The following is a 25,326-nucleotide window of genomic DNA, read 5'->3' as shown; positions in this document are numbered from 1 at the left end:
ACTTTTGCGCTACGTCACGATTGCAGCCGAGTCACGCATGCGCCATAGCTTGGCGCATGATCGGAACCACAACGGTTATCGTGCGCCGCGCGCTTCTTCTCCTGCTGCTCTGGGTCTGTTCGACCACGACGGCATTTGCCGCCAATTGCTATGTGGCCACCGCACAAGGCACGACCGGGCCATCGGACTGGCAGACCTTTTGCTGGATCGATTTCAGCGCGTACAACGCCACCACCGCGTCATCGTCGGGCGGACAGACGTTCAGCCTGACATTGCAGGACGGCACAGTGATGTCGTTCGTGCTCAAGACGAGCGGCAATGCGCTGGCCCCCGTGGCCAGCCCGTCGTGGAGCGGCGCGGCGATCGGCAATACGGCGATGACCGGCATTGCCGGCGCGCCCGTGCTCTATCAGACCGGTGCAGGCACGAGCACGGCCACGACCACGGTGACGATCTCGTCCGTCACCCTGTCTCCGCCCGCCGGCGCCAGCGGCGTGACCAACTACATGATGGTGCTGGCCGATGGCGAATCCACCAATACCGGCGAAAGCCTGAGCTTTGTCACCAATGGCGGCGCCTGGCAGACACTCGATCAGGCCGGCGCGATCAGCGGCAGCGCCTATCCCTCGGTCAGCGGCACCGGCACGACCACCGTGACCGAAACCGGCACCAGCACCGGAAATGTCGGGGCCTATGTCTTCGGCTCGTCAAAGCCGACGCAGATCACGACCACGCTCGTCGGCGGCGGGTTGCAGGGCTTCATGCTGGCGGTGCGCTTTGCTTCGGTGCGGCTGACCATGCAGATCGCCGATGCGCGCGTAAACAGCGCCGATCAGTTCACTTACGCCATTCAGGCCGCATCGAATTCGGCCACGCTCGCCTCGGGCACATCGAGCGGGACCGGGCTCGGGCCGTTCACCACGGCGGGGCTGTCGACCGCCGCATCGGTGCCGATGACCCTTGCGGAAACGATGGCCTCGGGCAGCGTCAGCACGCTGTCGCATTACCAGACCAGCCTGACCTGCACCAACAGCGCCTCGGGTTCGTCAACCGTCCTGCCCAGTGCCGTGATCACCACCAGTTATTCGCTGGCGACGCTGGCCTATGGCGATGCCCTGCTCTGCACATTCACCGAAACGCCCTTTCCGCACCTGACTTTGACAAAGGCGCTGGGCAGCGGCGGACGGCAATTCAGCACCGATCAGTTCACCATGACGATCGCGCAAGGCAGCACGACCGTTGCGACCACGACCACCAGCGGCACGGGCAGCACGCTGACCGGCGCGGCCACGGCACAGACCCAGGTCACCCCCGCCACGGCCTATACCCTGTCGGAAACCCCGTCGGGCACCACGCAAACCAGCCAGTACACCTCCGCAATGGCTTGCACCAATGCCTACAGTGGATCAGCGACGAAGCTGCCGACGACGCCAGGCGGCAATGTGACCCCGGCGATGGGCGATGTCGTCTCGTGCATCATTACCAATACCAAGGTCGCCGCCAACGCGTCGCTGACGATCGTGAAAAGCTCGACGATCGTGTCGGACCCGATCAACTCGTCAACCAATCCCAAGGCGATCCCCGGCGCGATCGTCGCCTATACGCTGACCGTCGCCAACACCGGCCCGTCAACAGTGGACAAGAACAGCGTGCTGATCATCGACACGCTGCCCGCGCAATTGTCCGTCGGCACCGCCGCCTCGCCCACGTTTACCCAAGGGTCGCCGACCAGCGCGCTGACGTTTACGAGCAGCACCGACATCGCCTTTTCCAATTCGACGACCGCGCCGACCAAATATTCGTCCTGCACGTATACGCCGACTGCCAGCTACGACACCAATGTGCACTTTATCTGCCTCAACCCGAAGGGCACGATGGCCGGATCGACCGGCACCCCGCCAAGCTTTTCGATCACCCTGAATGCCAAGGTGAATTGACGATCAGCGCCGCAGCTTGCTGTCGAGCCCGAGGAAGCCAAAGGTGCTGGTGTCGAATTTCATCCGCATGCTGACAAACACGCCGCGCGCGGTGGAGTTGGCGGCGGAAAAATCGGCGTCGCGATAGCCCTTGATGTTATAACCGACCATCATCAGCACATTCTTCATCGGCACGAACCCGACGCTGGGGCCGATCGAAAACTGCGTGGTACCGTCCGACGGGCTGGTCAGGACCGAGGCCTGTCCGCCGATTTCGACCCGTTCGCCCAGCCCGATGTGCGCAGCCACGCCGCCCATCACCGTCGTGCCCGACAGGTTATAGCCGTCATAGGCATCGAAATTGCGGCGCACGGCAGCAAACAGGCTGACTTCGCTGCGTTCGACGAATTCGTCGTCATGGCGGCCATGCGGCGTCCAGTCGGTCGACACCGAAACGATCAGACGCCGCGCATGGGCATCCCCGGTGGCCAGCCCCGACAGCGCGCTGCCTGCGCTCGCCGTCGCCAGCGATGCCACCGCGCCGCTCGACGAATTCGAACCGGCCAGCGCATAATCGGTGCGATATTCGGCGCGGGCGAGCCAGGCGAGCGGCGCGAAATGCGGGCGCCAGGCCAGCGCCACAGTCGCATCGAGCACATCGGTAACCGTGCCGTCGGTGCCCACCGCATGAGTCCATGTCAGCCCCGATCCGAGCATCTTGCCATCGCCAAGCTGGCGGATCGCGCCCATCGTCATGCCGTGGCGCTGCGACAGTTCGCCATCGCGCCATTCGCCGCGCAGCGTGGTGCTCCACAAGTCCTTGCGCCAGGCAAGGCCGAGCGTGACGGCGGTATAGTTTTCGATCAGCGAGGTCGTGGCAACGCCGCTGCCGGTGGTAGTGCCCGTCGTCGTCGTGCTGGTCGAAACGGTCCCGGACGATCCGGTAAGGCCGGTCACCGCCGATGACAGCCCGTTGAGCGAAGCGCCCGAAAGCACTTTGTTGGTATCAAGCGTGGTGTCGAAAGTCAGATGGCGGTTGATCGCAATGCTCTGCGACAGGCCAAAGGCGGCAAACGTGCGCTGGGTGTTTTCGACGATGTCCTGATCGCCCAGACCCGCGCTCAGATGTCCGCCGCGCCAGGGCTGCGCATCGAGGCCGATCCGGCCCGTGCGGGTCGAGATGGCCGAACTGTCGGCCAATTCATAGCTGCCCACGATGCGGGTATGGCTGTTGATCGCATAGCGCGCGCCCACGGTCAGGCTGCCGGGCAGGCTGGCCGCTTCGGCAGTGCCCATCGGCGCGGCGACCGCAGCGGTCAGTTCCAGCCGGTTGTGCATCAGCTTTTGAGTCACGCTGGCGTCGATCGTCGTCGAATTTCCCGATCCGAGCGCATCGTTTTCGCTCATCGTCGTCGCGCCGATGCTCGCCTGGGTGTCCTTGTCGCGATATTGCAGCTTGAACGAGGCCTGCTTGCGGTTGTCGATGGTGCTGAGGCTGTCATCGAGCCACAGGCTGGCCGACAGGGCCAGCTTGTCGCCCAGTTTCTTGCGCGCATCGACGCCGATCCGGCGATGGCCGAGCTGGGTATCGCCGGTCTGCCCGACGCCGAACGCCTGATCGGCGCTGCGCGCATAGGCGAGCACGTCGAGCATCTTGTCGTGATGTTCCTGCTCCACCATCCAGGCGCGCGACACGACCCCGGCCAGCGTCGAGATGCCGCCCTCGGCGCGCAATTCGGTGGTGCTGGAAATGCGCAGCTTGATGTCGGCCGCCGCTTCGCGGCTGCGCCCCGTCGTGTCCCCTTGCGTGGTCGTGTCGGTGATCAGCGTGGTGCCGACGCGCAAGGCCTTGTTGCGGGTCGTATAGTCCGCGCGGACGGCGCCGACGAAGCTGTTTGCCCCGCCCAGCGTCGGATCGATGTCATAGTCGATCACCGCGTATTGCGGATTGAGACTGGCATCGCGCGACAGCAGCGGCTGCTTGAACGTGATCGTGCCGGCAATCGGGTCGATCGTGTAATCAGCATAAGCGGTCAGCGGCGTCGAGCTGAGCACGACATCGGGGCGCGCATGATCGCGCACTTCGATCGTCACGGTTTCCGTGTTGATCATGACCGCGCTCGATGACAGCGGATAGGGCCCGGACAGGCCGTTGCCGGCGATTTCATCGTGGCGATGCGTCGTCGAAGTCCGCGCGCCAAAGCCCTGAAGATGCAATCCGCCCAGCCGCGCTTCGGATTTCACGCCCGTCGCGGTGCGCTGGAATTTGCCCAACTGGGTCTGGTTGAAGCCCGCCTCGACATCGCCGAAAATGGCATAGAATGTCGCGGTCTCGATGCGGACATAGAGCTTGTTGCGGCTCGCCGCGTCGAACCGGCGGCTCGAACCGTCGCCATAGACGGTGTAATAGGCGCGCGGGTCGATCGTGCCCATGATCGTCTGGTCAGAGGCCTGCTTGGCGCTGTCATAGGCCAAAGTCAGCAGGAATTTGCCGAGCACGCGGCCCTTGGCATAGAACGCGGTGCGCGCATGCTGGCCCAGATCGCTGGAAATCGCGCTCGTCTTGTCCATGGCGTCGGCGATCGTGCGCGCGCCGAGGCTGCCTTCGGCCAGCCCGACCAGCGTCCAGTCAACTTTGCCCGGCTTGACCCAGCCTTCGAGCGTCTGGCTGTGATGCTGATCGTTGTCGACAAAGCTGAAAGCGAGCTGCACCGCGCCGCTGGCCATCGTCGGCGCCAGTTCGATCAGCGCGACCCCGTCATCGCCCTTGATCTGCCAGTGCGGCGTCTGACGACCCAGCCCCGACAGCGCGCGCGATTGCATCATGTCGATCGCATCGGCGCTTTCATAAGGCGCGGAAATCGCCACATCGCCCGACAGCCCGGCGTGGACCGGGCGCCCGTTGCGATCGACAATGCGCACCGCGATCACCGGGCGGGTGCGGCCATCAGCCAGAAGACGGGTGCGTTCGGGCAGGATCTGCGCGCTGAACGGCACGTGGTTGAAATGAACCGTGCGCGCAAGATGCGTCACCAGGCTGCCATCGGCATTGCGCACGTCTGCGCTCAGTTCGGTGGTTTCGCCATCCAGCGGAACGCCGCGCCAGATGCTGACGGCAAAGCTGTGGTCGGCGGCGACTTTCATCGTGTCGCGCATCAAGGCGGAAACCGGCTTGCCATTGGCAAACAGGGCGACCGTCTGACCGGCGCCATGGCGGATGACCACGCGAATGGCGGGCGAACGCGGGTTGTGATCTGCGAGGGGAAACAGGAAATCGGCGGGGCCGTTGCCCTGCGCCAGCCAGTCGGTATCGGCGCCCGCGGCCGCGCGTTCGGCGCGTTCCTGTTCCTGCCTGGCGTCCTTTGCCCCCTCGTCAGGCGCGGCGGCGGATTGCGCAGAGAGCAGCACCGCATGGAAATTGGCAACCATCAGATTGCCGCCGTCGCCAATCACAAAACGGCTGATCGCGCTGCCTGCTGCGCGCGTACCGCCGCCGCACAAGACAAATTTGCCGCCTTCAGGCAGCGTTTCGGGCGCAACCTGGGCGACATGCGATCCAGGCACCAGCCCGTCGAAGTGATAGCGGCCGTTCTTGTCGGTAATGGCAAAGCTGCCGTCTTCGAGCATGACGCGCACACCGGGAATCCCCTGGTGCCGCCCCAGCAGCGAGCAGCCGCCGTCGGTGATCTCTCCGACCAGAGTCATGCGGCTCGACAGACCGTCCTGATCGATCTTGACGACCGCGTTGGCAGAGGCGCTGGTGCCGGTAATGTCGGTGATCGTCGCGGTATTTTCCGCGCGGTTGGTGCCCGATGCAGGTCGTACCGTGGCGGCATACGTGATCGTGTGGACGCCACCTGCGGTCAGCGTGCCGAGCGATACGGTCAACAGCGAACCGTCGGGCGCAAACACGGCCTTGCCGCCCGCATCCGCGCCGTCGATACGCACGGTTCCCTTGCGCAGCCGCAACAGCGACGATGGCCGGTCGACGAGCGTCAGCCCGCGCATCGCATGAACGCTGTCGGGATTGGTCACGGTGACGGTATAGACCACCATGTCGCCGGGCTGCGCTTCGCTGATCGAGGCGACTTTGGTGATCTTGGCCGCCGAAACCGGGCGATCGACAGGAACGTCGATGACGACCGCCTGGTTGTTCGCGATGGTGAACGCGGCGCCATAAGACGCCGTCGTGAGGTTGAGCGCGGACCCGTCGGTGCGCTTCAGCCCGGCAAGCTGCGCCGGGGTCAGCTTCGACGGCGCCGTGTAGGAAGACGGCGGCGTGATGACAAGGCGATAGCTTCCGGTGGCAACCTTGGGAAAGCTGTATTCGCCGGCGGCCATGACGTGTTCGATGCCCGCACCGTCGGTGACGGTCTTGCCTGACTGCATGGTCGCGGGCCAGCTTGTCGCCCCGTCGATGGCATAGACCCTGGCGGGTTGCCCGGTCGTCGCATCGACAAGCGCGACAGTCGCACCGCTGACCGGCGAGCCGTCATCGCTGGAAAAGACTTCGCCCATCGGATCGGCCAGCACCGCGATCGTCGCGGTGGCGGGGGCCAATGTGCTGCCTGGATATTCGGGCTGAATGGTGACGGTATCACCGCCGCCGACCGACAGGACGCAATCGCCCTGCACCGGCTGCGGCGGGATCGCGGCAGTCGCGATCGAACCGGCAAACACGCCGGTGTTCGCAGCGGTTTCGCCGATGACAAGCGTTTCCTTGTCACCGCTCGACGTGGTGAGAATGACCGTGATGTGGTCGATCGCCGAGGGACTGAGGTTTGCCTGCGGCATCGAAACAGTAAAATAAAATGCCTCACCTATACTGATCGTATTGGCAGGAATTACTGTTGCTTGCGCAAATCCGGAAGGCGACAAAGTTTTCCCGGCCGCCACCGAGGCAGCAGAGCTCGCCGTGGCGCTGCATTGCGACGCCTGATAGGTCAGGACAGACGATCCAGACTGTGATGCCAGATACGTTGTAACCGTGACCGGAAAGTTTGCCTGCGAAAATGTGACCGTGTTCGAGGCAACCGTCGCCGTCTGGCCGCCGATGGGCCAGGTGGCATAAGCGGTGTTGGAAATGGTCTGCGCGCGCGCCCCCCCGCCGATCACATCGGCAAAGAGCGCAACGGCAAGGCAAGCCAGTCCCGTCACCGCCTTCAGCAAAGGCGGGTTGTGTCGCACCATCGTGTCGAAAACGGTCGGGAGGCGATGCGGCAAGATCCGCCCGCCCCCCGGCCCGTTCGCCTTAGTTGATCGTTACGCGGAAACGCATGGTGGTCGCGCCACCAGCCGACACGTTGTTGAGCGTGCCGTTCACCGTGCCGTTGTTACCCGTCGTTGCCGAAGCAAAGCTGCTGTTCGATCCGGTCCCGGCGGTCCCGTCGGAATTGCAGGTCGTGCCGGTGTACGTCCCGTTGAGCATGATGCCATAGCTCGACAGATAGGTGACCTGCGTCGGCAAGGGATCGCTCACCGACAAGGCAGTGGTCGGCGCGCCGCCGGTCGCATTCTGCACCACGATGCAGTATTCAACCGTCGCCCCGGGGATTGCCTTGGGGTTGGACGTCCCGTTGATCGGGTCGGAAATGACTGTCGACAACTTGCTGAGCGTCAGAACAGGTGCGTAAACGGTATAGTCACCCTTGGCCGAATACTTTCCGTCATACTGAGCGTCGGTTGCACCCGCTGCATCGGCAAACACGGTCTGCACAGTGCCCGGCGTCCATGCCGTGCCGTTGGTGTTGGTCAGCGTGGCCCCTTCGGTGCCGCTTGCCCCGCCCATTTGCGCAGTCGCGGTCAGCACGACGCCGGCAACCTGGGTATTGGTCGCGGCCAGCGGCACGCTGGCAACAACGAACACCGTCTTCGACGTATCGGGCGCCACTTCGTCAAGATAGGTGATCGCCTGATCGGTGCCCGGATCGTAGACGCCGTTGCCGTTCGTATCGATGTAATACGTAAAGCCGGTCACATCGAAAGCGTCGGTGCCGCCATGCGCGGCGCTTGCGCCAGTCGTCTGGTTGGCGGTCGACAGCGCAAAGTCGAGCGTGTCGTTCGAACTGTTGAGCAGGGTAAAGGCGTCATAGGCCACCGTCTGGCCCGGCGTCACCGTGGTGGTGCTCGCCGCGCCGGTTACGGTGAAGATCACCTTGCGGTCGACGACCACCGCGTTCGACGCGGTCGCACCGGTCTGCGCGATCGAGTTGACCGAGTAGCTGATGTTGGCGGTATTGGTAATCGTGGTCCCGGCAAGGGTCCCTGTCGCATAGGCAGGGCTCGCCCCCAGAGCGGCAAGCACAACCGTGCTCGCCACGCCCAGCCACTTGCTGGCGTGTTTCATGGTATTCTCCTGAATTACAAAGCGTTAGAAACTGGTCCGCACCCCGAACATCACGCCCGCGGACCGAAGGCTCTTCGAAATCGAGGTTCGCTCAGCGGACCACGGCGTGATATTCAAGCGTGCCGGCCGCACCCGGAGCGATCACGGGGATCACCCAGCGGACATGCGTGACATCGGCAGCTTCTGCGGCGCGCGCGGATGCGCCCGGCTTGGTGACCGACAACTGGGACAATTTGCCCCAGGTCTTGCCGCCATCGATCGAAACGTCGAAATTGTCGGCCCCGGCGCTTTCGAGCGCAACCGGTGAAGGAACCGGGTTGGTGACCACGAAATGATCGACCGGCTTGTCACCGGTATTGCGGTAGCTGGTCACAAACAGCAGATGATTGCCCGGCACGACCTTTTGCGGCGCGACATATTCATGGTGGGTCTGCCCCTTTTCGGTCACCACTTTGTCGAGCTTGATCGAGCTTTCGAGCGAAACGGCGCCGGGCGCGGCAAGCGCCAGCGCCGGCGTAGCAGCCAGGACCACCAGTGCGGTCACGACGTTACGGGAAAATTTGCGCATGTCGAATATCCTCAGTTGATCTTGACTTTGAAAGCGATCGTCTTGTCCGCGCTGCCGCCGGCAACATTGCCGAGCGTCACGGTGATGCCGGTCGATGTGGCCGTCCCCGCGTCGCTGTCGGCGGCGTCGGTCAGCGCCGTTCCGCCCAGCGTCAGCGAACTGGCCTGGTACGTCGTCCCGGTCGGAAACGTGTCGGTGACTTGCAGGCCGGTCGCGGTGCCGGACCCTGTGACATGCGACACGATGGTATAGGTAACGGTTGCTCCGGGAACCGGATTGGTTCCACCATAAGGATCGGCAATCGTTGCCGACTTGGTCAGCGTGACTGTGGCGAGGCTCGCGATCAGGCCCGCCAGCGCATTGGCCGTCCCGCCCGACGCGCCGACCACGGCATCGACCCCGCCGACGCCCTTGCCGGCAAGCAACGTTCCCGGCGTGCCCGAGCCGGTAACCGAGGTCGCGGTAAGGCGCACTTGCGAAGTCTGGGTGTCGGTAGCCGTGGTCGGCGCGGCCGCGATCAGAAAGACCTTGATCGAGGCATCGGGCGCCAGGGTCTGGCTCGCCGCGCCATTGGTGATCACCGTGTCGACGCCGGGATCATAGACGCCGTTGCCGTTGGTATCGATGGCCACTGTCTGCAGCGTGGCATTGAAGGCATTGCCGCTGACATTGGGCGCGCCGGTCAGATCAAAGCTGTCGGCGCCGTTGCCGGTATTGGTAACCTGATAGATCAGGGTCGCCGCCGTCGTACCGATCGTCGCGGGCGTGCTGGTCAGCGCGGTCACGGCGACACCGACCAACTGATCGACCTTGACCGTGACGGTATTCGACTGAATCGTGCTCGTGCCCGACCCGCTCGAAAAGGTCGCGTTGGCTGTGTTTTGAATCAGGGTCCCCGCCAGAGTCCCGGCAGCATAAGCCGAGGTTCCCCCAACGAGTCCGGCGGTGGCCGCTCCGGCAGCCAAAAGGTAGCGCATCCGTTTCATGGGTACTGGGTATAAGTACGATGTGGTTAAGAGCTCGTTAGCCACGCACCAAATAGTACAAATTTCTGTTTTACATACCTTTTTTCCGACACCCATCTGCTTGCGGGGAGTGAAACCGGGTTAACCGGGGCTGATAGGTCGCAAAACGGAGGCAATTGCCTGCGCAAACCATTGCCAATGCGCCGGTCCGATCCTTTGGGTGATTCGCGTGCGGCCCCGTTCGGCCATGGCCTTATAGAGGTATATCGCATGCGGGCCTTGCCCCGAGAGCAGCGCCCCGATCGCGCGCGGCGCAAGGTTTTGCAACATTTCCCTCGCCGGACGCATTGCAAACGCCGCCTCGGAGCCTTGCCGGGTGAGCGCCGCCAGCACCTTCCAGGCGCGCTTGCGACCATCCGAATTGGCCAGAGACGCTTGCGAATCCCCCCGGCAACCACCTGATATATTTCATTTATATGTCAATTCGGCAAGGCGCTCCGCATGGGCAGTTGTGGCTTTGCGGACACAGCCGCAAGACGTCGGCGCGCATCCATGGCGCCTCCGCCCGCTTGTCACAAAACGGCAACATGGGGCCCATACCGGGCGCCTGCATCAATCGATAAATGCAGAAGGGGCCCACATGAAATTGCACCACGCCTTGCTGGCAGCCGTCGCTCTTGGCGCGGTCACCGCGCCCAACGCGCACGCCGCCGAAAAGAAGCACGCCAAGTCGCACCAGAGCCATGCCAAAGCCGCCCCGGCCAAGGATGCCGGACTCAAGAGCGAAGTCGACGAACTGAAGGCCGAAGTCGCCGCGCTGCGCAGCGAACTGCGCGCCCAGCACGACACCACCGCCCAGACCCAGACCCAGGTCGCCACGCTGCAGACCGAAACGACCACCGCCGCGCAGACCGCAGCAACCGCCGCGACCAAGGCCGACACGGCCGTTGCCAAGGCCGAAGCGGTCCAGGTTGCCACCGCCAAGACCGACAAGAAGGTCGCCACGATGGCCTGGGCCGGCGACACCAAAGTCAGCGCGCTGGCCTATTTCAACGCTTCGAACATCAACCAGCAGGCCGATGGCGTGAAGCAGCCGTCGAACGGCACCGGCTTCAACGTGAAGCGGATCTACATCACCGTCGACCACAAGTTCAGCGATGTCTGGTCAGCCAACGTCACCACCGACATCAGCAACGTGATCGGCGAAACGGCGTTCGGCAACTACAACACGCCGACCGCCAACACGTCGACCGGCGCCATCAGCCAGATCGGCGATGTGGGCAAGGGCCTGTACATCAAGAAGGCGTTCCTCCAGGCGAAGATCGACCCCGCGCTGATCATCCGCGCAGGTTCGGCCGATACGGCGTGGATCCCGTACATGGAAGGCCAGTACGAACACCGCTATCTCGAAATGACGCTGACCGACAACTACAAGCTGGCGCAGTCGGCCGACTGGGGCATCTACGCTCTCGGCGATCTGGCCGGCGGTCTGCTCAGCTATCAGGTGGGTGTGGTCAACGGCACCGGCTACCGCAACGTCAAGGTCACCAAGTCGGTTGACGTCGACGGTCGCCTGTCGGCTCAGTACAAGGGCTTTTACGCCGCTGTCGGCGGTTACACCGGTCGCCTTGGCAACAACGTGCAGGGCGCAGTGGTTGATCACGTTGCCTATCGCCTCGACGGTGCGCTCGGCTTCAAGAACACCCTGTTCAACATCGGCGGCGAATATGTCTACGCCAAGAATTTGCAGAGCGTAACCAAGACCACCGAAGACAAATACAACGGCTGGTCGGCATTTGCCCAATACAATATCACGCCCAAGTGGCAGGTTTTCGGTCGCGCAGACTGGATCCGCTACACGCCGAACATCGCCACGGGCGCCTCGGTGAGCAACTATTACTGGAACGCCGGTATACAGTGGCAGCCGGCAAAGCTGGTCGACATCTCGCTGGCGTACAAGCGTGACACGACCTTCAACCTGGGCGGCGGCACCATGACGGCGCAGTATCTCGGCACCGGCACGCTCGGCGGCGCCAACTACGGCACGTACGACGAAGTCGGCCTGTTCGGCTATTTCAAGTTCTGATCCGACCCCCGGCCGCGTCGATGATGCGGCCGGGGATTTCCTTTCAGACGCCAATTCCCGAACACGGCAAAAAGTGTCATAATCGCGTCCTATGCTGATTTTCCCAAAGAACCTCAGCCGCAGACGCGGTTCCCTCTCGCTGCCTCACGCAGCAAACATTTCGTGCTAAAGCCAAGGGACCACACCATGCTCAAGCAATTCATCATCGGCGCAGGCCTTGCGGTCACGCTGACGGGCACTGCCCATGCCGACAATTTCACCGGCGCCGGCGCGACCTTCCCCGCGCCTGTCTACACCGCCTGGGCGCAGGCCTACAAAGGCGCGACCGGCAACGAACTCAATTATCAGGCGATCGGTTCGGGCGGCGGGATTCGCCAGATCGAAGCCAAGACTGTCGATTTCGGCGCGACCGACAAGCCGTTGAAGATCGAAGATCTCAACAAGAACGGCCTGAGCCAGTTTCCGACCGTGGTCGGCGGCATCGTGCCGATCGTCAATCTGCCCGGCGTGAACCCCGGCCAGCTCCACCTGACCGGCGACATCATCGCCAACATGTACCTCGGCCGCGTGACGCGCTGGAACGATCCGGCGATCACCCGCATCAATCCGGGCCTGCGCCTGCCCGGCCTGCCGGTGACCGTGGTCCACCGTTCGGACGGTTCGGGCACGACGTTCATCTTCACGACCTATCTCGCGCACAAGAGCCAGGCCTGGGCGAACACCGTGGGCGCCAATGATTCGGTCAACTGGAAGACGGGCCTGGGCGGCAAGGGCAACGACGGCGTTGCCGCGTTCGTCAAGCAGACCCCCGGCTCGATCGGCTATGTCGAATATATCTATTCGCGCAAGGACAAGGTCACGTACGCGCTGGTGCAGAACGCCGTCGGCCAGTTTCCGCAGCCGAACGGCGGCGCCTTTGCCGCAGCCGCCGCAAGCGCGCCCTGGGGCAAGATCCCCGGCAACTACATCATGCTGATCGATCAGCCCGGCCGCAACGCCTGGCCGATCAGCGGCGCGACGTTCATTCTCGTGCCGAAGAACCCGGAAAATCCGGCTCGTGCCGCCGCCGTGCTGCGTTTCTTCGACTGGGCCTACAAGACCGGCGACAAGACCGCGATCGGTCTCGACTATGTGCCGCTGCCCGGCCCGGTGAAGGATCTGATCCGTCGCCAGTGGTCGAATGAAATCAAGGCTGGCGGTCGCCCGGTCTATAACGGTCACTGATATGGCAGTCGCGGCCCCTTCCCCGCCCCCTCAGGGACAAGCCGCCGCGTCCGCCGGCAACGACACCCTGCGCGTCACCGACGCGCAGGGTGATCCGCGCCAGCCGGGCGGCGACCATATCTTTCGCTGGCTGAGCCTTACCGCCGTGCTGGTGATGATGGCGACGCTGCTCGGGCTGGTCCTTTCGCTCGTTTCGGGCGGCTGGATGGCGCTCAGCCATTTCGGCATCAGCTTTTTCACCACCAGCACCTGGGATCCGGTCGCGGATCAGTACGGGGCCGCAGCGCCGATCGTCGGCACGCTGATCACCTCGTTCCTGGCGCTTTTGCTGGCATTGCCGGTCGCGATCGGCGTCGCGGTGTTCCTTGTCGAAATCTGCCCGCAGATGATCGCGCGGTGGCTGGCAATCGCGGTCGAACTGCTCGCGGGGATTCCCTCGATCGTTTACGGCATGTGGGGCCTGTTTGTGCTGGCGCCATGGTTTGCGGCGCATGTCCAATTGCCGCTGATGATGGCGGTAACGCCGGGTTCCTGGCTGGAAACGCTGATTTCGGGGGTGCCCAACGGCGCCAACATCTTTACCGCCTCGCTGATTCTCGCAGTGATGATCCTGCCCTATATCGCCGCGATCCTGCGCGAACTGCTGATGTCGGTGCCTTCGCACATGCGCGAAGCGGCTTATGGCCTTGGCTGTACGCAGCGCGAAGTCGTCATGCGGATCATGCTGCCCTATGTGCGCAAGAGCGCGATCGGCGCGGTCATGCTCGGGCTTGGCCGCGCGCTGGGCGAAACCATGGCGGTGACGTTCATCATCGGCAATTCGCACAATTTTCCCGGCAGCCTGTTTGATTCGGGCTCGACCATTTCGTCGACGATCGCCAACGAATTCACCGAAGCGACCGGCGACATGCACATTTCCGCGCTGATCGCGCTGGGGCTGGTGCTGTTTCTGATCACTTTCGCCACGATCGCCACGGCGCGGCTGCTGCTCGGCCGGGGAGGCCCGAAATGACCGCTTCCAAACCCACCAACGCAAATTTCGACCGCTTTCTCCATGCGCGGCGGAAACTGTACAATTACATCTTTCTCGGGCTCACCGGGCTGGCCACGGCGATTGCCCTGGCGGCGCTGGCGCTGATTCTCGAAACGCTGGTGGTCAAAGGCGTTGCCGGGCTCGACATCCATGTCTTCACGATGAGCCAGCCCGCGCCCGACATGGCCGGCGGCCTGCTCAACGCGATTGTCGGCTCGCTCATCATGTGCGCGATCGGCATGGTCATCGCGCTGTTTGTCGGCATTCTGGCCGGAACCTGGCTCGCCGAATATGGCGACGGGACCAAGCTGGCGACGATCGTGCGCTTTCTCAACGACATTCTCATTTCGGCCCCGTCGATCCTGATCGGCCTGTTCGTCTATGAACTGCTGGTGCGGCCGTTCCATGGCTTTTCCGCTGCGGCGGGCGGCGTGGCGCTGGCTTTGCTGGCCATGCCGGTGGCGACACGGGCGACCGAGGACATCATGCGCATGCAGCCGAACGCCCTGCGCGAGGCGGGCATGGCACTGGGCGCCAACCGCGGCCATGTCATCCGCTCGATCATCTGGCGCGCCAGCAAGTCGGGGCTGATGACCGGGGCACTGCTCAGCTTTGCGCGGATCAGCGGCGAAACCGCGCCGCTCCTGTTCACATCGCTCGGCAATCCGTTCCTCAGCACCAAGCTGACCCAGCCGATGGCCTCGATGCCCACGACGATCTTTCAATTCGCGATGAGCGCCTATGACGATTGGCAGCGGCTGGCCTGGGCCGGCGCCTTGCTGATCGCCGTTGCCGTTCTAACCACCAACATCATCGGACGTGCCTTGACGCGCGGGAGCACGCACAAGTGACCTTTGAAGATACCACCACCGATCACCGCACCGTGATGATCCCCCCGCCCGAGGCGGACCGCGTCATCGACGTGCACAATCTCGATTTCTTCTATGGCAAATCGCAGGCGCTGTTCGGCGTCGACCTGCCGGTCGCGCGCAACAAGGTGACCGCGCTGATCGGCCCGTCGGGCTGCGGCAAATCGACGCTGCTGCGCACGCTCAACCGGATCTATGACCTCTACCCCGGGCAATCGGCGACGGGCGAGATCATGTTCGACGGCGAAAACGTCCTCGACCAGGCGAAGAACTCCGAACAGTTGCGCGCGCGCATCGGCATGGTGTTCCAGCGCCCGACGCCGTTCCCGATGTCGATCTATGACAACATCGCGTTTGGCGTGCGGCTGCATCGCAGCGTCAGCAAGGCGGACATGGATGTGATCGTCGAACGCTCGCTCACCCGCGCGGCGCTGTGGGACGAAGTGAAGGACAAGCTCAGCCTGTCGGGCCTCGGCCTGTCGGGCGGGCAGCAACAGCGGCTGTGCGTCGCGCGCGGCATTGCGATCAATCCCGACGTGCTGCTGCTCGACGAACCGGCCTCGGCGCTTGACCCGCTTTCCACCGCAAAGCTGGAAAGCACGCTGATCGAGCTGAAATCGTCGCTGACCATCGTCATCGTCACGCACAACCTGCAGCAGGCAGCGCGCATCTCGGACTACACCGGGTTCATGCTGCTGGGCAAAATGATCGAGTTCCGCCCCTCGTCCGACGCCTTCGTCTCGCCCGAAACGCAGCAGATGCAGGATTACATCACCGGTCGCTTCGGCTGACGTAAAAGGTAAGGAACAACCCATGGCCAACGAACATACCATCCGCGCCTTTGACGAGGACATGGGGCAGCTCAATGCGTTGATCGCGCAAATGGGCGGCCTTGCCGAAAATCAGGTCCACGATGCCATCGACGCGCTGCGCCGGGGCGATCATGACAAAGCCAGCGTCGTCGTTGCGCGCGACAAGCAGCTCGATGCGCTCGAAGCCGAAGTCGAGAAACTGGCGATCCAGTTGATCGCCCTGCGCGCGCCGGTCGCAAGCGATCTGCGCCAGGTCGTTGCGGCATTCAAGATTTCGGGCATGCTCGAACGCGTTGGCGACCATGCCAAGAACATCGCGCGCAGCACATTGAAAATCAATGATTTCCGCTTTGGCTCGCTGGCGCTTGTACCGGCGGTGGCGGAAATTGCGGCGGGCATGATCCATTCCGCGCTCAACGCCTATGCCGCGCAGAATGCCGTGCTCGCCGAAGATGTCGTCGCCCGCGACAAGGAAGTCGATGCGCTCTATCGCGACATGATCCGCAGCCTGATCGACCATTTGTCGGAAAAATCGGCCAACGTGATCACCGCGACCGAGCTGCTGCTGGTTGCGCGCAACATCGAACGCATCGGCGACAACGCGACCAACATTGCCGAAGCGGTCTATTACGCCAGCACCGGGATAGTCATGCCCGATCGCCACACGGCAGCGGATTAGACTCGCCGACGGCTTCTATCGCCGAGACAGACAGTCAAAGCCCGCAACGAGCGCGCACAGCCGGAAAATTGCGCAGCGCTGCAACACTTTATTACGACCACCCCCCTTTTATGACACGAATGCGCCATGCTAGAGGCGGTTTTGCAATTACGCCCAGCAGCGGGCAGGTGTCCGTCTGGCCGATCAGGCCGGGCCACGACAATCCGGTGACATTCGACACGCCCTGACGATGCGTGGCGCAATTGCGTTTGCCCCTTAAAACCACTTTGCCCATGGCAATGACGGTTGGTAGGGGCAAACCCCGGATGACCGCCCTCCCCCCCGGGCGTGGAGCACAATGCATGCTGGATATCGTCAAGATCGCCCTTCACCGCCCGTTGACGTTCATCGTCATGGCGATCCTGATCGCGATCTTTGGCGTTCTGGCCGCAGTTCGTGCGCCGGTCGACATCTTTCCCGAAATCCGCATTCCGGTGATCGCGGTCGCCTGGCAATATTCGGGCCTCAATCCCAGGGATATGAACGACCGGCTCGTCACGCCCTATTCGCGGTCGCTGACGACCACGGTCAACGACATCGAACACATCGAAAGCCAGTCGATGGTCGGGGTCGGGATCGTCAAGATCTATTTCCAGCCGGGCACGAATATCGCAGTCGCCAATGCCCAGGTCACGGCGATTTCACAATCGACCTTGCGCCAGTTGCCGCCGGGCACGTCACCGCCGCTGATCATCAATTACAACGCCTCGACCGTGCCGATCGTGCAGCTCGCGCTGTCGGGCGCCGGGCTTACCGAACAGCAATTGTTCGACATCGGCACCAGCCAGATCCGGCCGCAGCTCGTCACGATCCCGGGGCTGGCCATGCCCTGGCCCTCGGGCGGGAAACAGCGTCAGATCCAGGTCGATCTCGATCCCGCCGCGCTGCAGTCCAAAGGGCTTTCGGCGCAAGACGTGACCGATGCGATCGCCGCGCAAAACCAGATCAATCCAGCCGGGTTCGTCAAGATCGGGCCGACCCAATACAGCGTCTCGCTCAACAACGCGCCTGCCTCGATCGCCGCGCTCAACGACCTGCCGGTCAAAGTCATCGGCGGCGCGACGATCTACATGCGCGATGTCGCCCATGTCCGCGACGGCTATCCGCCGCAGACCAATGTGGTCCATGTCAACGCGCGGCGTTCGGTGCTGCTGACCGTGCTCAAGAACGGCGCGACATCGACGCTGTCGATCATCGGCGGGGTCAAGCAAAAACTGCCGCAGATCATGGTCGGCCTGCCCGATACGCTCAAAGTGCTGACTGTCGGCGATCAGTCGATCTTTGTCCGCGCGGCGGTTTCGGGCGTGATCCGCGAAGGGCTGATCGCGGCGGGGCTGACCAGCCTGATGATCCTGCTGTTCCTCGGCTCGGTGCGATCGACGCTGATCATCGCGACTTCGATCCCGCTCGCCGTGCTGGCCGCGATCGCCACGCTCTATGCGTTTGGCCAAACTCTCAATGTCATGACGCTGGGCGGACTGGCGCTGGCGGTCGGGCTGCTCGTCGACGAAGCGACAGTGACGATCGAAAACATCAACTGGCATCTCGAACAGGGCAAAGGCGTGATCCCCGCGATCACCGACGGCGCCGCGCAGATCGTGGTCCCGGCGTTCGTTTCGATGCTGTGCATCTGCATCGTGTTCGTGCCGATGTTCTTCCTGCCCGGTGTGGCGGGATACCTGTTCGTGCCGATGGCGCTGTCGGTGATCTTTTCGATGGTGTTCAGCTTTATCCTGTCGCGCACGCTGGTGCCGACAATGGCGATGTACTTGCTCAAACCGCATGATCTCCATGCGCATGACGCTGCCGCGCCGCGCGGGCTGGGCGGATTTTTCGTGCGCGTGCAGCGCGGCTTCGAGGCGGGCTTCGAACGGTTTCGTGCCGGATATATCGGTCTCTTGCGGCTGGCGCTGATCGGCCAGGGGCGGTTCGTCGCCGGTTTTCTCGCCGCTGTCGCCGCCTCGTTCGTGCTGGTTCCGTTCCTCGGCAGCAATTTCTTTCCGGCAGTCGATTCCGGCCAGATCATGATGCATGTGCGCGTGCCGATGGGTTCGCGCATCGAAGACACCGCCGCGCGGTTCGACCGGATCAGCCAGACGATCCGCGAGCTTCTGCCTTCTGGCGAGGTCAGCTCGATCACCGACAACATCGGCCTGCCTGTCAGTTCGATCAACAACGTCTACAGCAACAGCGGCACGATCGGCCCGCAAGACGGCGACATCATGATCACGCTCAGGGAAGGCCATGCGCCGACCGCGCGCGCGATCGCCGCGCTGCGCCGCGAACTGCCGCGCCATTTTCCGGGCACCACGTTCGCCTTTCTGCCCGCCGACATCACCAGCCAGATTCTCAATTTCGGCAGCCCGGCGCCGATCGACGTCCAGGTGGCGGCGCGCGATCCCAATGCGGCGCGCGGCTTTGCCGAAAAAATCCTGGCCGCGGTCGCGCCGATTCCCGGCATCGCCGACACGCGCATCCAGCAGCCGCAAGGCTCGCCCAACCTCAACGTCGACGTCAACCGCTCGCTGATCGGGCAATATGGCCTGACCGAGCGCGACGTGACCAACAGCTTGTCCAACGCGCTGGCCGGTTCCTCGCAGACCGCGCCGGTGTTCTTCGTCAATCCCGAAAACGGGGTGCAATATCAGGTCGTCGCGCAAGCGCCGGAATACCTGGTATCCTCGATCAACCGGCTTGAAAACGTGCCGGTTTCGGGCGGTGCAGGCACGGCCAGCCAGTTGCTCGGCGGGGTTGCCCGGCTCAAGCGCACCGACATTCCTGCGGTCGTGTCGCAATACAACATCCAGCCGGTGTTTGACATCTATGCCACGACGCAAGGGCGCGATCTTGGCGCGGTGGCAGGCGATATCAACGCCGCCGTGGCCAAACTGGCCAAGGATCAGCCCAAAGGCGTGACCGTGACGATGCGCGGACAGTATGCGACGATGACGGTCGCCTTTGTCGGGCTGGGCCTCGGCATTCTGGCCGCGATCGTCCTGATCTATCTGCTGATCGTGGTCAATTTCCAGTCGTGGCTCGACCCGTTGGTGATCATCTCGGCGCTGCCGGCGGCGCTTGCGGGGATCGTGTGGATGCTGTTCGTTTCGGGCACGACTCTTTCGGTTCCGGCGCTGACCGGCGCGATCATGTGCATGGGCATTGCCACGGCCAATTCGATCCTGGTGATCAGCTTTGCCCGCGAACGGCTCAATCTGACCGGCGATGCCACGCTGGCGGCGATCGAGGCGGGCATGGTGCGGTTTCGCCCGGTGCTGATGACCGCGCTCGCCATGATCATCGGCATGGTGCCGATGGCGCTGGGGCTTGGCGAAGGCGGCGAACAGAATGCCCCGCTGGGCCGCGCGGTCATCGGCGGCCTGATCTTTGCAACCACGGCCACGCTGATTTTCGTGCCCGTCGTCTTCAGCATCGTCCATCGCCGCCGCGCGGTATCCGAACCCTCTTTCGAAGCGGTCGCCTCTCATGTCTGATCCCACACCCCCGCTCGATTCGACACTGGTCGATCTCAAACAGGATCTGCCCGATACCGCCCGCCTGAAACGGCTCGGCCTGGCGGTCGCGCTCGGCGCCGTGGTGATCGCAGGCATCGGTATCGCCTGGCGCGAATACGCCGTTACCGGCGAAGCCAGCGTGGCGCGCGTGGCTGCAATCGGCGATGTCGCGGTGGTCCACCCCGCCCCCGCCGCGCCCAGCGACGAACTGGTTCTGCCCGGACAAGTGCAACCGTGGAACAATGCCGCGATCAATGCGCGCACCAACGGCTATGTACGCAACTGGCTGGCGGACATCGGCGACCATGTTCATTCCGGCCAGCCGCTCGCCGTGCTCGACGCGCCCGAAGTCGATCAGACGCTTGCCCAGGCCGAAGCCGATTACCAGACCGCGCTGGCCAATCAGCGCCTCGCGGCGACCACGGCCCGGCGCTGGACCCAGTTGCTCGCCCAGGATGCCGTATCCAAACAGGAAACCGACGAAAAGCAGGGTGATCTTGCCGCCAAGTCGGCGCTGGCCAATTCGGCGCTCGCCAATGTCAAACGATGGCGCGCGATGCAGGGGTTTGAACGCGTCTCCGCCCCGTTTGACGGCGTGATCACCAGCCGTTCGGCGCAGATCGGCGCGCTCGTCGTGACCGGCAATCTCAATGCACAGCCGCTGTTTACCGTCGCCGATGTGCATCGCATGCGCGTCTATGTGCGCGTGCCGCAAAACTATTCGGCCATGCTGCACCCCGGCATCGCCGCCAGCCTCGAATTGCCGGAATATCCGGGCAAGTCGTTCAGCGCCGAACTGGTGCGCTCGGCCGGCGCGGTCGATGTCCAGTCGGGCTCGATGCTTGTCGAATTGCAGGCCGACAATGGCGACCGGATGTTGAAGCCCGGCGCCTTTGCGCAAGTTCACTTCCATTCGACCGGCAATGTCGGCACGCTGGCCCTGCCCGGCAGCGCGATCTTCTATGGAACCGACGGCCCAAGCGTGGCGGTGGTGACCGGTGGCGACCAGGTCGCGCTGCGCCCGATCAAGATCATCCGCGACGATGGCAATGTCGTGCGCGTTACCGGCGCGATCGACCCCGGCGACGCGGTGATCGACACCCCGCCCGATGCCATTCACAACGGTCAGCATGTGCACGTCACGCAAGTCCTGCCGTCGACGACGGGGGCAAAGGGCAAACCCCATGCGAAATAGGCTGATCGGCGCGGCGGCGCTCTCGCTGCTCGGAGGCTGTTCGTTCACCCCCCCGCCCCGCCCTGTCGCGATCGCAACGCCCGCGCATTTCGACGCGATCCCGCCATCCTGGACCGAGGCCGCGCCCGCCGACGCGGCCCCGCGCGGCCCCTGGTGGCTGGCCTTTGCCGATCCGGTGCTCGATGATCTCGAAACCCGCGCCGAACGGGCCAGCCCGACATTGGCCGCCGCACTTGCCCGCCGCGACGAAGCGCGCGCCGTACTGGGCCAGACGGCGGCGCAAGCGCTGCCCGAAATCGACGGCACCGCCAGCACCTTGCGCCAACGCGAATCAAAGGCGCGCCCGCTCAGCGCCGGTTCGGCGGTGACGTTCAACGATACAAAAATCGGCGCGCAACTGTCCTACGAGGTCGATCTGTGGGGCCGCGTGCGCAATTCGATCGCCGCCGCACGATCCGAGGCAAGCGCCACCGAGGCCGATCTTGCCTCTGTCCGCCTGAGCCTGCAGGCCGCCGTTGCCGATGCTTATGCGCGGTTGCGCGGGCTCGATGCGGAACAGGATCTGCTCGCGCGCTCGGTCGATGCCTATACCCGCGCCTATGACCTGACCCGGCGGCGACACCTGGGCGGCGCGGCATCGGGCCTCGATGAAAATCGCGCGATGACCGTGCTCGGCAATGCCCGCGCGCTGGCTGTCGATGTCGCCAATCAACGCACCACGACCGAGCACGAACTGGCCGCGCTGACCGGCGAAGCGGCGAGCAGCTTTCACCTCGCGCCGATCGCGCACGTTCCGGATGCGCCCGCCGTCCCGGTCGGCACGCCGTCGGGCCTGTTGCAACGACGCCCCGACATCGCCGCCGCCGAACGCCGCGTCGCCGAAGCCAATGCGCGGATCGGCGTTGCCCATGCCGCGCTGTTCCCGACGATCACGCTGGGGATGGGCGCGGGCTATGAAACAACCGGGCCCGCGCTGCTTGCCGCGCCCAACAGCTTTTGGGCGCTCGGGCCGCTCGGGCTCAATCTGCCGCTATTTGACGGGGGGCGGCGCAAGGCCGGTCTGCGTCAGGCGCGTGCGCAGTTCGACGAAAGCGCCGCCGCCTACCGCACGACTGTAATCGGCGCATTCCGCGAAGTCGAAGACGCGCTCGCCGCCGCGCGCGATCTGACGCGCGAGGCCGGGGAACAGGAAATCGCGGTCAAGGCCGCCGAAGCCACCAGCCAATTGTCGTTTACCCGCTATCGCGAAGGCGCCGCGACTTATCTCGAAGTCGTCACCTCGCAAACCGACGCGCTTAACGCCGCGCGCACGCTGCTCGCGGTGCGGACGCGCCGCGCGCAAGCGGGCGTCGCGATCGTGCGCGCGCTGGGCGGGCCGATCGGGTAATTCGAAAGGCCGCCTTGCGGACCGGCACCAGGGGGTAGGTGGGGCAGTGCCGGCCCGCAAGGGGTTTGGTCGAACAGGACGATGGCTCCCCCCGAGGAATGTGGGGGGTTCGGGGGGTCAGTCCATATCCGCCGCAGGATGGCCGCCGCCAAAACGGTAACGAATACCGCCAAGGACCGCACGACCGGGTGCCGGGGTGCGGAACTGCTCTTCGCCCCCGGTATAGATGTTGGTGCCCATCACACCAAACGTTGCATAATGCCTGTCGAACAGGTTGGTCACCGTGCCGAACAGTTCCAGCCGAGGCAGCGGTGTGACCGACAGATCGCAATTGACCAGCGCATAGCCCGGTACGGCAGGCTGCGTGTTTGCCTCGTCGCCGTGGGCATATTGGCCCGATACCGCGATCAGATTGGCGCCGATCGTGACGGCTTCGATCGGGCGATATGTCGCGCGCAGCTTCAACGACTGCGACGGGATGCCGGTGATGCGGGCGCCGGGCGCGACGCTGTCGCCAACGGAATCGATGAAACCCTCGCGATAGGTCGCCGCAACATGGCCATAATTGGCCGACACCTGCACCCGCGCCCACTCGGCAGTCAGGCCCAGTTCAAAGCCTCTGCGCTCGGTCCGCCCCAGATTGGCGAAGTAGCCCAGGCCCGAGGCGCCAAAGATGAATTGAATGTCGTTGTCCACCAGCGTGCGATAGACTGCCGCATTCCAGCCGAGGCGCCGCGCGCCGAACCGCCGCGCAATCGTGCCGCGCGCGCCGAGTTCGAGGCTGTGCGCAACCACCGCGCGCAAATCGGGATCGCCGTTGAACCCGGTGGGCAGCGAACAGGGCCGGGCGGGATCGGCGCAGGCCAGTTCGATCGCCGTCGGCGCGCGCATCGCTTCGCTGTAGCTGGCGAAAAAGCCCACTTCGCCACGCGGATTCCAGGCAAGCCCCACGGCCGGATTGAACCGGTGATAGGTGTGGACGCCATTGACCGGATCGACTTCGGGCCCGGCGGTCGCGCCTGCGGGCGCGGCGGCCGTGACCAAAGCGCCCGACGCAGCGTCCCAGGTGCTCGCGCCGAGATAAGCCGGGTTGTAATACATCGTCCCGCCGGCGTCGGTCCAGACATAGCGACCGCTTGCATCGAGCAAGGTGGCGTTGGTTCCGAAAAGATCGAGGTGAGTCAAAGTATAGCTGAGCGATGCCGTCAGGCTGAGCTTGGGCGTGAGCTTGACCATGTCGCGCGCAAACAGATTGAGCGCCCGGTTGTGCGACGAAACCGCCACCGCGTTGATCAGCGGACTGCCGGCAAACCCCGCCGCGCTGCCATAAAGCGGGTTCGACGCCATGGCCACGGTCTGGTAATTCACCAGTTGCGCCAGACCGGTCGCCTGATCACTGCGGATCGTCGCGATTTCAAAGCTGCCGCCGAGATTGAGATCGTTGACGAACCGCCCCAGCGACGCATCCAGATCGATCAGCGCATTGCCGCCAAAACTGTGCTGATAAACGTCGGAGGTGACCAGCGTGGTGTTGATGCCGCTGGTATAGTCGTGAATCGGCAAGCCACCGGCATAGGCGGTAAAAGCCGCACTCTGGAACGGGTTCGTCGTAAACAGATCGCGCGCCGTCCCGCCCGGTGCAAGCGCGCTGCAATCATACGTGACGCCATCGCAAGCGTCGCCCAGGCTGGCGTTGCTGTTGCTCGAATGCGAATCCGAGCGACGATAATATACGTTTGCGCTGAGCTTGAGCACGTCTGACAGACGCGTATCGGCCTTCAGATTGATCACCAGTTGATTGTTCGAGACATTGTCGGGCCAGGTATAGGCGCTTTGCGGCGTGCCCAGCATCGACAATGGCAAGCTTTGCGTGCCGTTGAGCGAGGTATCGGCCCACAACACGCCAAGCTCGGCATGCGTCGCGCCCCCTCGCCAGCGCAGTTTGCCATAGCCCTGGCTGACGCGGGTATGCGTGTACCAACGATAGCCGTTTTGGTTATCAAAATTTCCGGAAACAAACCAATCGAGGCTTTTTCCAGCAAGTGTACCGCCCGCTTCCGCCAAAATGGCACGTCTGGCAAACGATCCCCCCTGCACCGTCACACCAAGGCCGCCGTTGTCCGCCCCGTTCTTTGTCGTCAGCACGAGCGCGCCGCCCAATGTGTTCAGCCCGAACAACGGGTTTGATCCGGGCAGGACTTCGACTGCGGAAATCGCGTTCATCGGGATCAGATCCCAGTTGACGATCGAGCCGAACGGTTCGTTCATCCGCACCCCGTCGAGCCAGACCGAAAGCCCGGTGGGCGATCCGAGCAGCGAGGTCGCCTGAAACCCGCGATAGGACACGTCGCTCTGGTACGGGCTGCCGGTGCCGTTGCTCAAAGAGATCGAGCCGAGCGAGGAATCAAGCAAGTCGGCCAGATTGGCGTGATGCTGCCGGTTCAACGCGTCGCCCGACAGAACTTGCGCATTGACCGTGGTATCGGCCAGCACCACGTCGTCGCTGCCGCTCGGGGCGGTGACGACGATCTGCGGCGGTTCATCGATCCGGTCGGTTTGCGCATGCGCCGGGTTCGCGCAGGCGGATGCCGCCGCGCAAAGCAGCCTTGCCGTCCCTGTCATGCGCGTGCCCCACACCATGCGATCATGGTAACAGGGCCTTGCGGCAAAATCCTGATGCTTTGCTCAGGTTCGT

Annotated in this window: 15 protein-coding genes; 10 read left to right on the top strand and 5 right to left on the bottom strand. The window is 63.8% G+C overall.

Annotation, left to right across the window (positions count from 1 at the left end):
* The first annotated feature begins 56 nt into the window (after positions 1 to 56).
* Positions 57 to 1,937 (top strand): CshA/CshB family fibrillar adhesin-related protein, encoded by a 1,881-nt coding sequence (locus AQZ50_RS16180; RefSeq protein WP_067747791.1) that lies wholly within the window; start codon positions 57 to 59, stop codon positions 1,935 to 1,937.
* 3 nt (positions 1,938 to 1,940) lie between these two features.
* On the opposite strand, the gene AQZ50_RS16175 is transcribed toward AQZ50_RS16180, so the two are convergent.
* The 4 genes from AQZ50_RS16175 to AQZ50_RS16160 form a co-directional block, all read right to left on the bottom strand.
* The gene (locus tag AQZ50_RS16175; RefSeq protein ID WP_231730353.1) at positions 1,941 to 7,139 is read right to left on the bottom strand and encodes an isopeptide-forming domain-containing fimbrial protein; all 5,199 of its coding nucleotides are present in this window, start codon (positions 7,137 to 7,139) and stop codon (positions 1,941 to 1,943) included.
* 28 nt (positions 7,140 to 7,167) lie between these two features.
* Positions 7,168 to 8,262: a hypothetical protein gene (locus tag AQZ50_RS16170; protein WP_067747788.1), complete on the bottom strand. Its 1,095-nt coding sequence runs from the start codon at positions 8,260 to 8,262 to the stop codon at positions 7,168 to 7,170.
* A 91-nt stretch (positions 8,263 to 8,353) separates the two neighbouring features.
* Positions 8,354 to 8,830: a hypothetical protein gene (locus AQZ50_RS16165; protein WP_231730352.1), complete on the bottom strand. Its 477-nt coding sequence runs from the start codon at positions 8,828 to 8,830 to the stop codon at positions 8,354 to 8,356.
* Between the two features lie 11 nt (positions 8,831 to 8,841).
* Entirely contained in the window at positions 8,842 to 9,816 is a 975-nt protein-coding gene (locus AQZ50_RS16160) for a hypothetical protein (protein WP_067747785.1), read from the bottom strand.
* Between the two features lie 619 nt (positions 9,817 to 10,435).
* Between AQZ50_RS16160 and AQZ50_RS16150 the strand changes: the two genes are divergently transcribed.
* From AQZ50_RS16150 to AQZ50_RS16110, 9 genes are all read left to right on the top strand, one after another.
* Positions 10,436 to 11,881: a hypothetical protein gene (locus tag AQZ50_RS16150; protein ID WP_067747781.1), complete on the top strand. Its 1,446-nt coding sequence runs from the start codon at positions 10,436 to 10,438 to the stop codon at positions 11,879 to 11,881.
* A gap of 186 nt (positions 11,882 to 12,067) precedes the next feature.
* Positions 12,068 to 13,105 (top strand): phosphate ABC transporter substrate-binding protein PstS, encoded by a 1,038-nt coding sequence (gene pstS, locus AQZ50_RS16145; protein ID WP_067747779.1) that lies wholly within the window; start codon positions 12,068 to 12,070, stop codon positions 13,103 to 13,105.
* Between the two features lies 1 nt (position 13,106).
* Positions 13,107 to 14,117, top strand: a complete 1,011-nt coding sequence (pstC, locus tag AQZ50_RS16140; RefSeq protein ID WP_082703723.1) for a phosphate ABC transporter permease subunit PstC — start codon at positions 13,107 to 13,109, stop codon at positions 14,115 to 14,117.
* The gene (gene pstA / locus AQZ50_RS16135) at positions 14,114 to 14,989 is read left to right on the top strand and encodes a phosphate ABC transporter permease PstA (RefSeq protein WP_067747777.1); all 876 of its coding nucleotides are present in this window, start codon (positions 14,114 to 14,116) and stop codon (positions 14,987 to 14,989) included. The genes pstC and pstA overlap by 4 nt, the downstream gene beginning before the upstream one ends.
* Entirely contained in the window at positions 14,986 to 15,798 is an 813-nt protein-coding gene (pstB, locus tag AQZ50_RS16130; protein WP_067747775.1) for a phosphate ABC transporter ATP-binding protein PstB, read from the top strand. Before pstA ends, pstB begins: the two co-directional genes overlap by 4 nt.
* A gap of 22 nt (positions 15,799 to 15,820) precedes the next feature.
* Complete coding sequence (gene phoU, locus AQZ50_RS16125; RefSeq protein ID WP_067747773.1) at positions 15,821 to 16,498, top strand: phosphate signaling complex protein PhoU; 678 nt, start codon at positions 15,821 to 15,823, stop codon at positions 16,496 to 16,498.
* A gap of 341 nt (positions 16,499 to 16,839) precedes the next feature.
* Positions 16,840 to 20,028, top strand: coding sequence for an efflux RND transporter permease subunit (locus AQZ50_RS16120; protein ID WP_067747771.1), 3,189 nt, complete (start codon positions 16,840 to 16,842; stop codon positions 20,026 to 20,028).
* A complete protein-coding gene (locus tag AQZ50_RS16115) occupies positions 20,021 to 21,244 on the top strand; it encodes an efflux RND transporter periplasmic adaptor subunit (protein ID WP_067747770.1) in 1,224 nt (407 codons plus the stop codon). The genes AQZ50_RS16120 and AQZ50_RS16115 overlap by 8 nt, the downstream gene beginning before the upstream one ends.
* Positions 21,234 to 22,631 carry an efflux transporter outer membrane subunit gene (locus AQZ50_RS16110; protein ID WP_067747769.1) on the top strand — a complete coding sequence of 466 codons (1,398 nt, stop codon included), beginning with the start codon at positions 21,234 to 21,236 and terminating at the stop codon, positions 22,629 to 22,631. The genes AQZ50_RS16115 and AQZ50_RS16110 overlap by 11 nt, the downstream gene beginning before the upstream one ends.
* A gap of 117 nt (positions 22,632 to 22,748) precedes the next feature.
* Here AQZ50_RS16110 and AQZ50_RS16105 read toward each other — a convergent pair whose 3' ends face one another.
* Entirely contained in the window at positions 22,749 to 25,253 is a 2,505-nt protein-coding gene (locus AQZ50_RS16105) for a TonB-dependent receptor (protein WP_067747890.1), read from the bottom strand.
* Between the last annotated feature and the right edge of the window lie 73 nt (positions 25,254 to 25,326).

It is taken from the genome of Novosphingobium sp. Fuku2-ISO-50, assembly GCF_001519055.1.
Taxonomy (GTDB): Bacteria; Pseudomonadota; Alphaproteobacteria; order Sphingomonadales; family Sphingomonadaceae; genus Novosphingobium.
Note: the sequence above shows the minus strand (reverse complement) of the source record. Positions and strands in the feature narration are given on the sequence as shown.

Coding starts and splice junctions, on each gene's coding strand:
- AQZ50_RS16180 (WP_067747791.1), top strand. CDS start 57: ATGATCGGAACCACAACGGTTATCGTGCGCCGCGCGCTTCTTCTCCTG.
- AQZ50_RS16170 (WP_067747788.1), bottom strand. CDS start 8,262: ATGAAACACGCCAGCAAGTGGCTGGGCGTGGCGAGCACGGTTGTGCTT.
- AQZ50_RS16165 (WP_231730352.1), bottom strand. CDS start 8,830: ATGCGCAAATTTTCCCGTAACGTCGTGACCGCACTGGTGGTCCTGGCT.
- AQZ50_RS16160 (WP_067747785.1), bottom strand. CDS start 9,816: ATGAAACGGATGCGCTACCTTTTGGCTGCCGGAGCGGCCACCGCCGGA.
- AQZ50_RS16150 (WP_067747781.1), top strand. CDS start 10,436: ATGAAATTGCACCACGCCTTGCTGGCAGCCGTCGCTCTTGGCGCGGTC.
- pstS (WP_067747779.1), top strand. CDS start 12,068: ATGCTCAAGCAATTCATCATCGGCGCAGGCCTTGCGGTCACGCTGACG.
- pstC (WP_082703723.1), top strand. CDS start 13,107: ATGGCAGTCGCGGCCCCTTCCCCGCCCCCTCAGGGACAAGCCGCCGCG.
- pstA (WP_067747777.1), top strand. CDS start 14,114: ATGACCGCTTCCAAACCCACCAACGCAAATTTCGACCGCTTTCTCCAT.
- phoU (WP_067747773.1), top strand. CDS start 15,821: ATGGCCAACGAACATACCATCCGCGCCTTTGACGAGGACATGGGGCAG.
- AQZ50_RS16120 (WP_067747771.1), top strand. CDS start 16,840: ATGCTGGATATCGTCAAGATCGCCCTTCACCGCCCGTTGACGTTCATC.
- AQZ50_RS16115 (WP_067747770.1), top strand. CDS start 20,021: ATGTCTGATCCCACACCCCCGCTCGATTCGACACTGGTCGATCTCAAA.
- AQZ50_RS16110 (WP_067747769.1), top strand. CDS start 21,234: ATGCGAAATAGGCTGATCGGCGCGGCGGCGCTCTCGCTGCTCGGAGGC.
- AQZ50_RS16105 (WP_067747890.1), bottom strand. CDS start 25,253: ATGACAGGGACGGCAAGGCTGCTTTGCGCGGCGGCATCCGCCTGCGCG.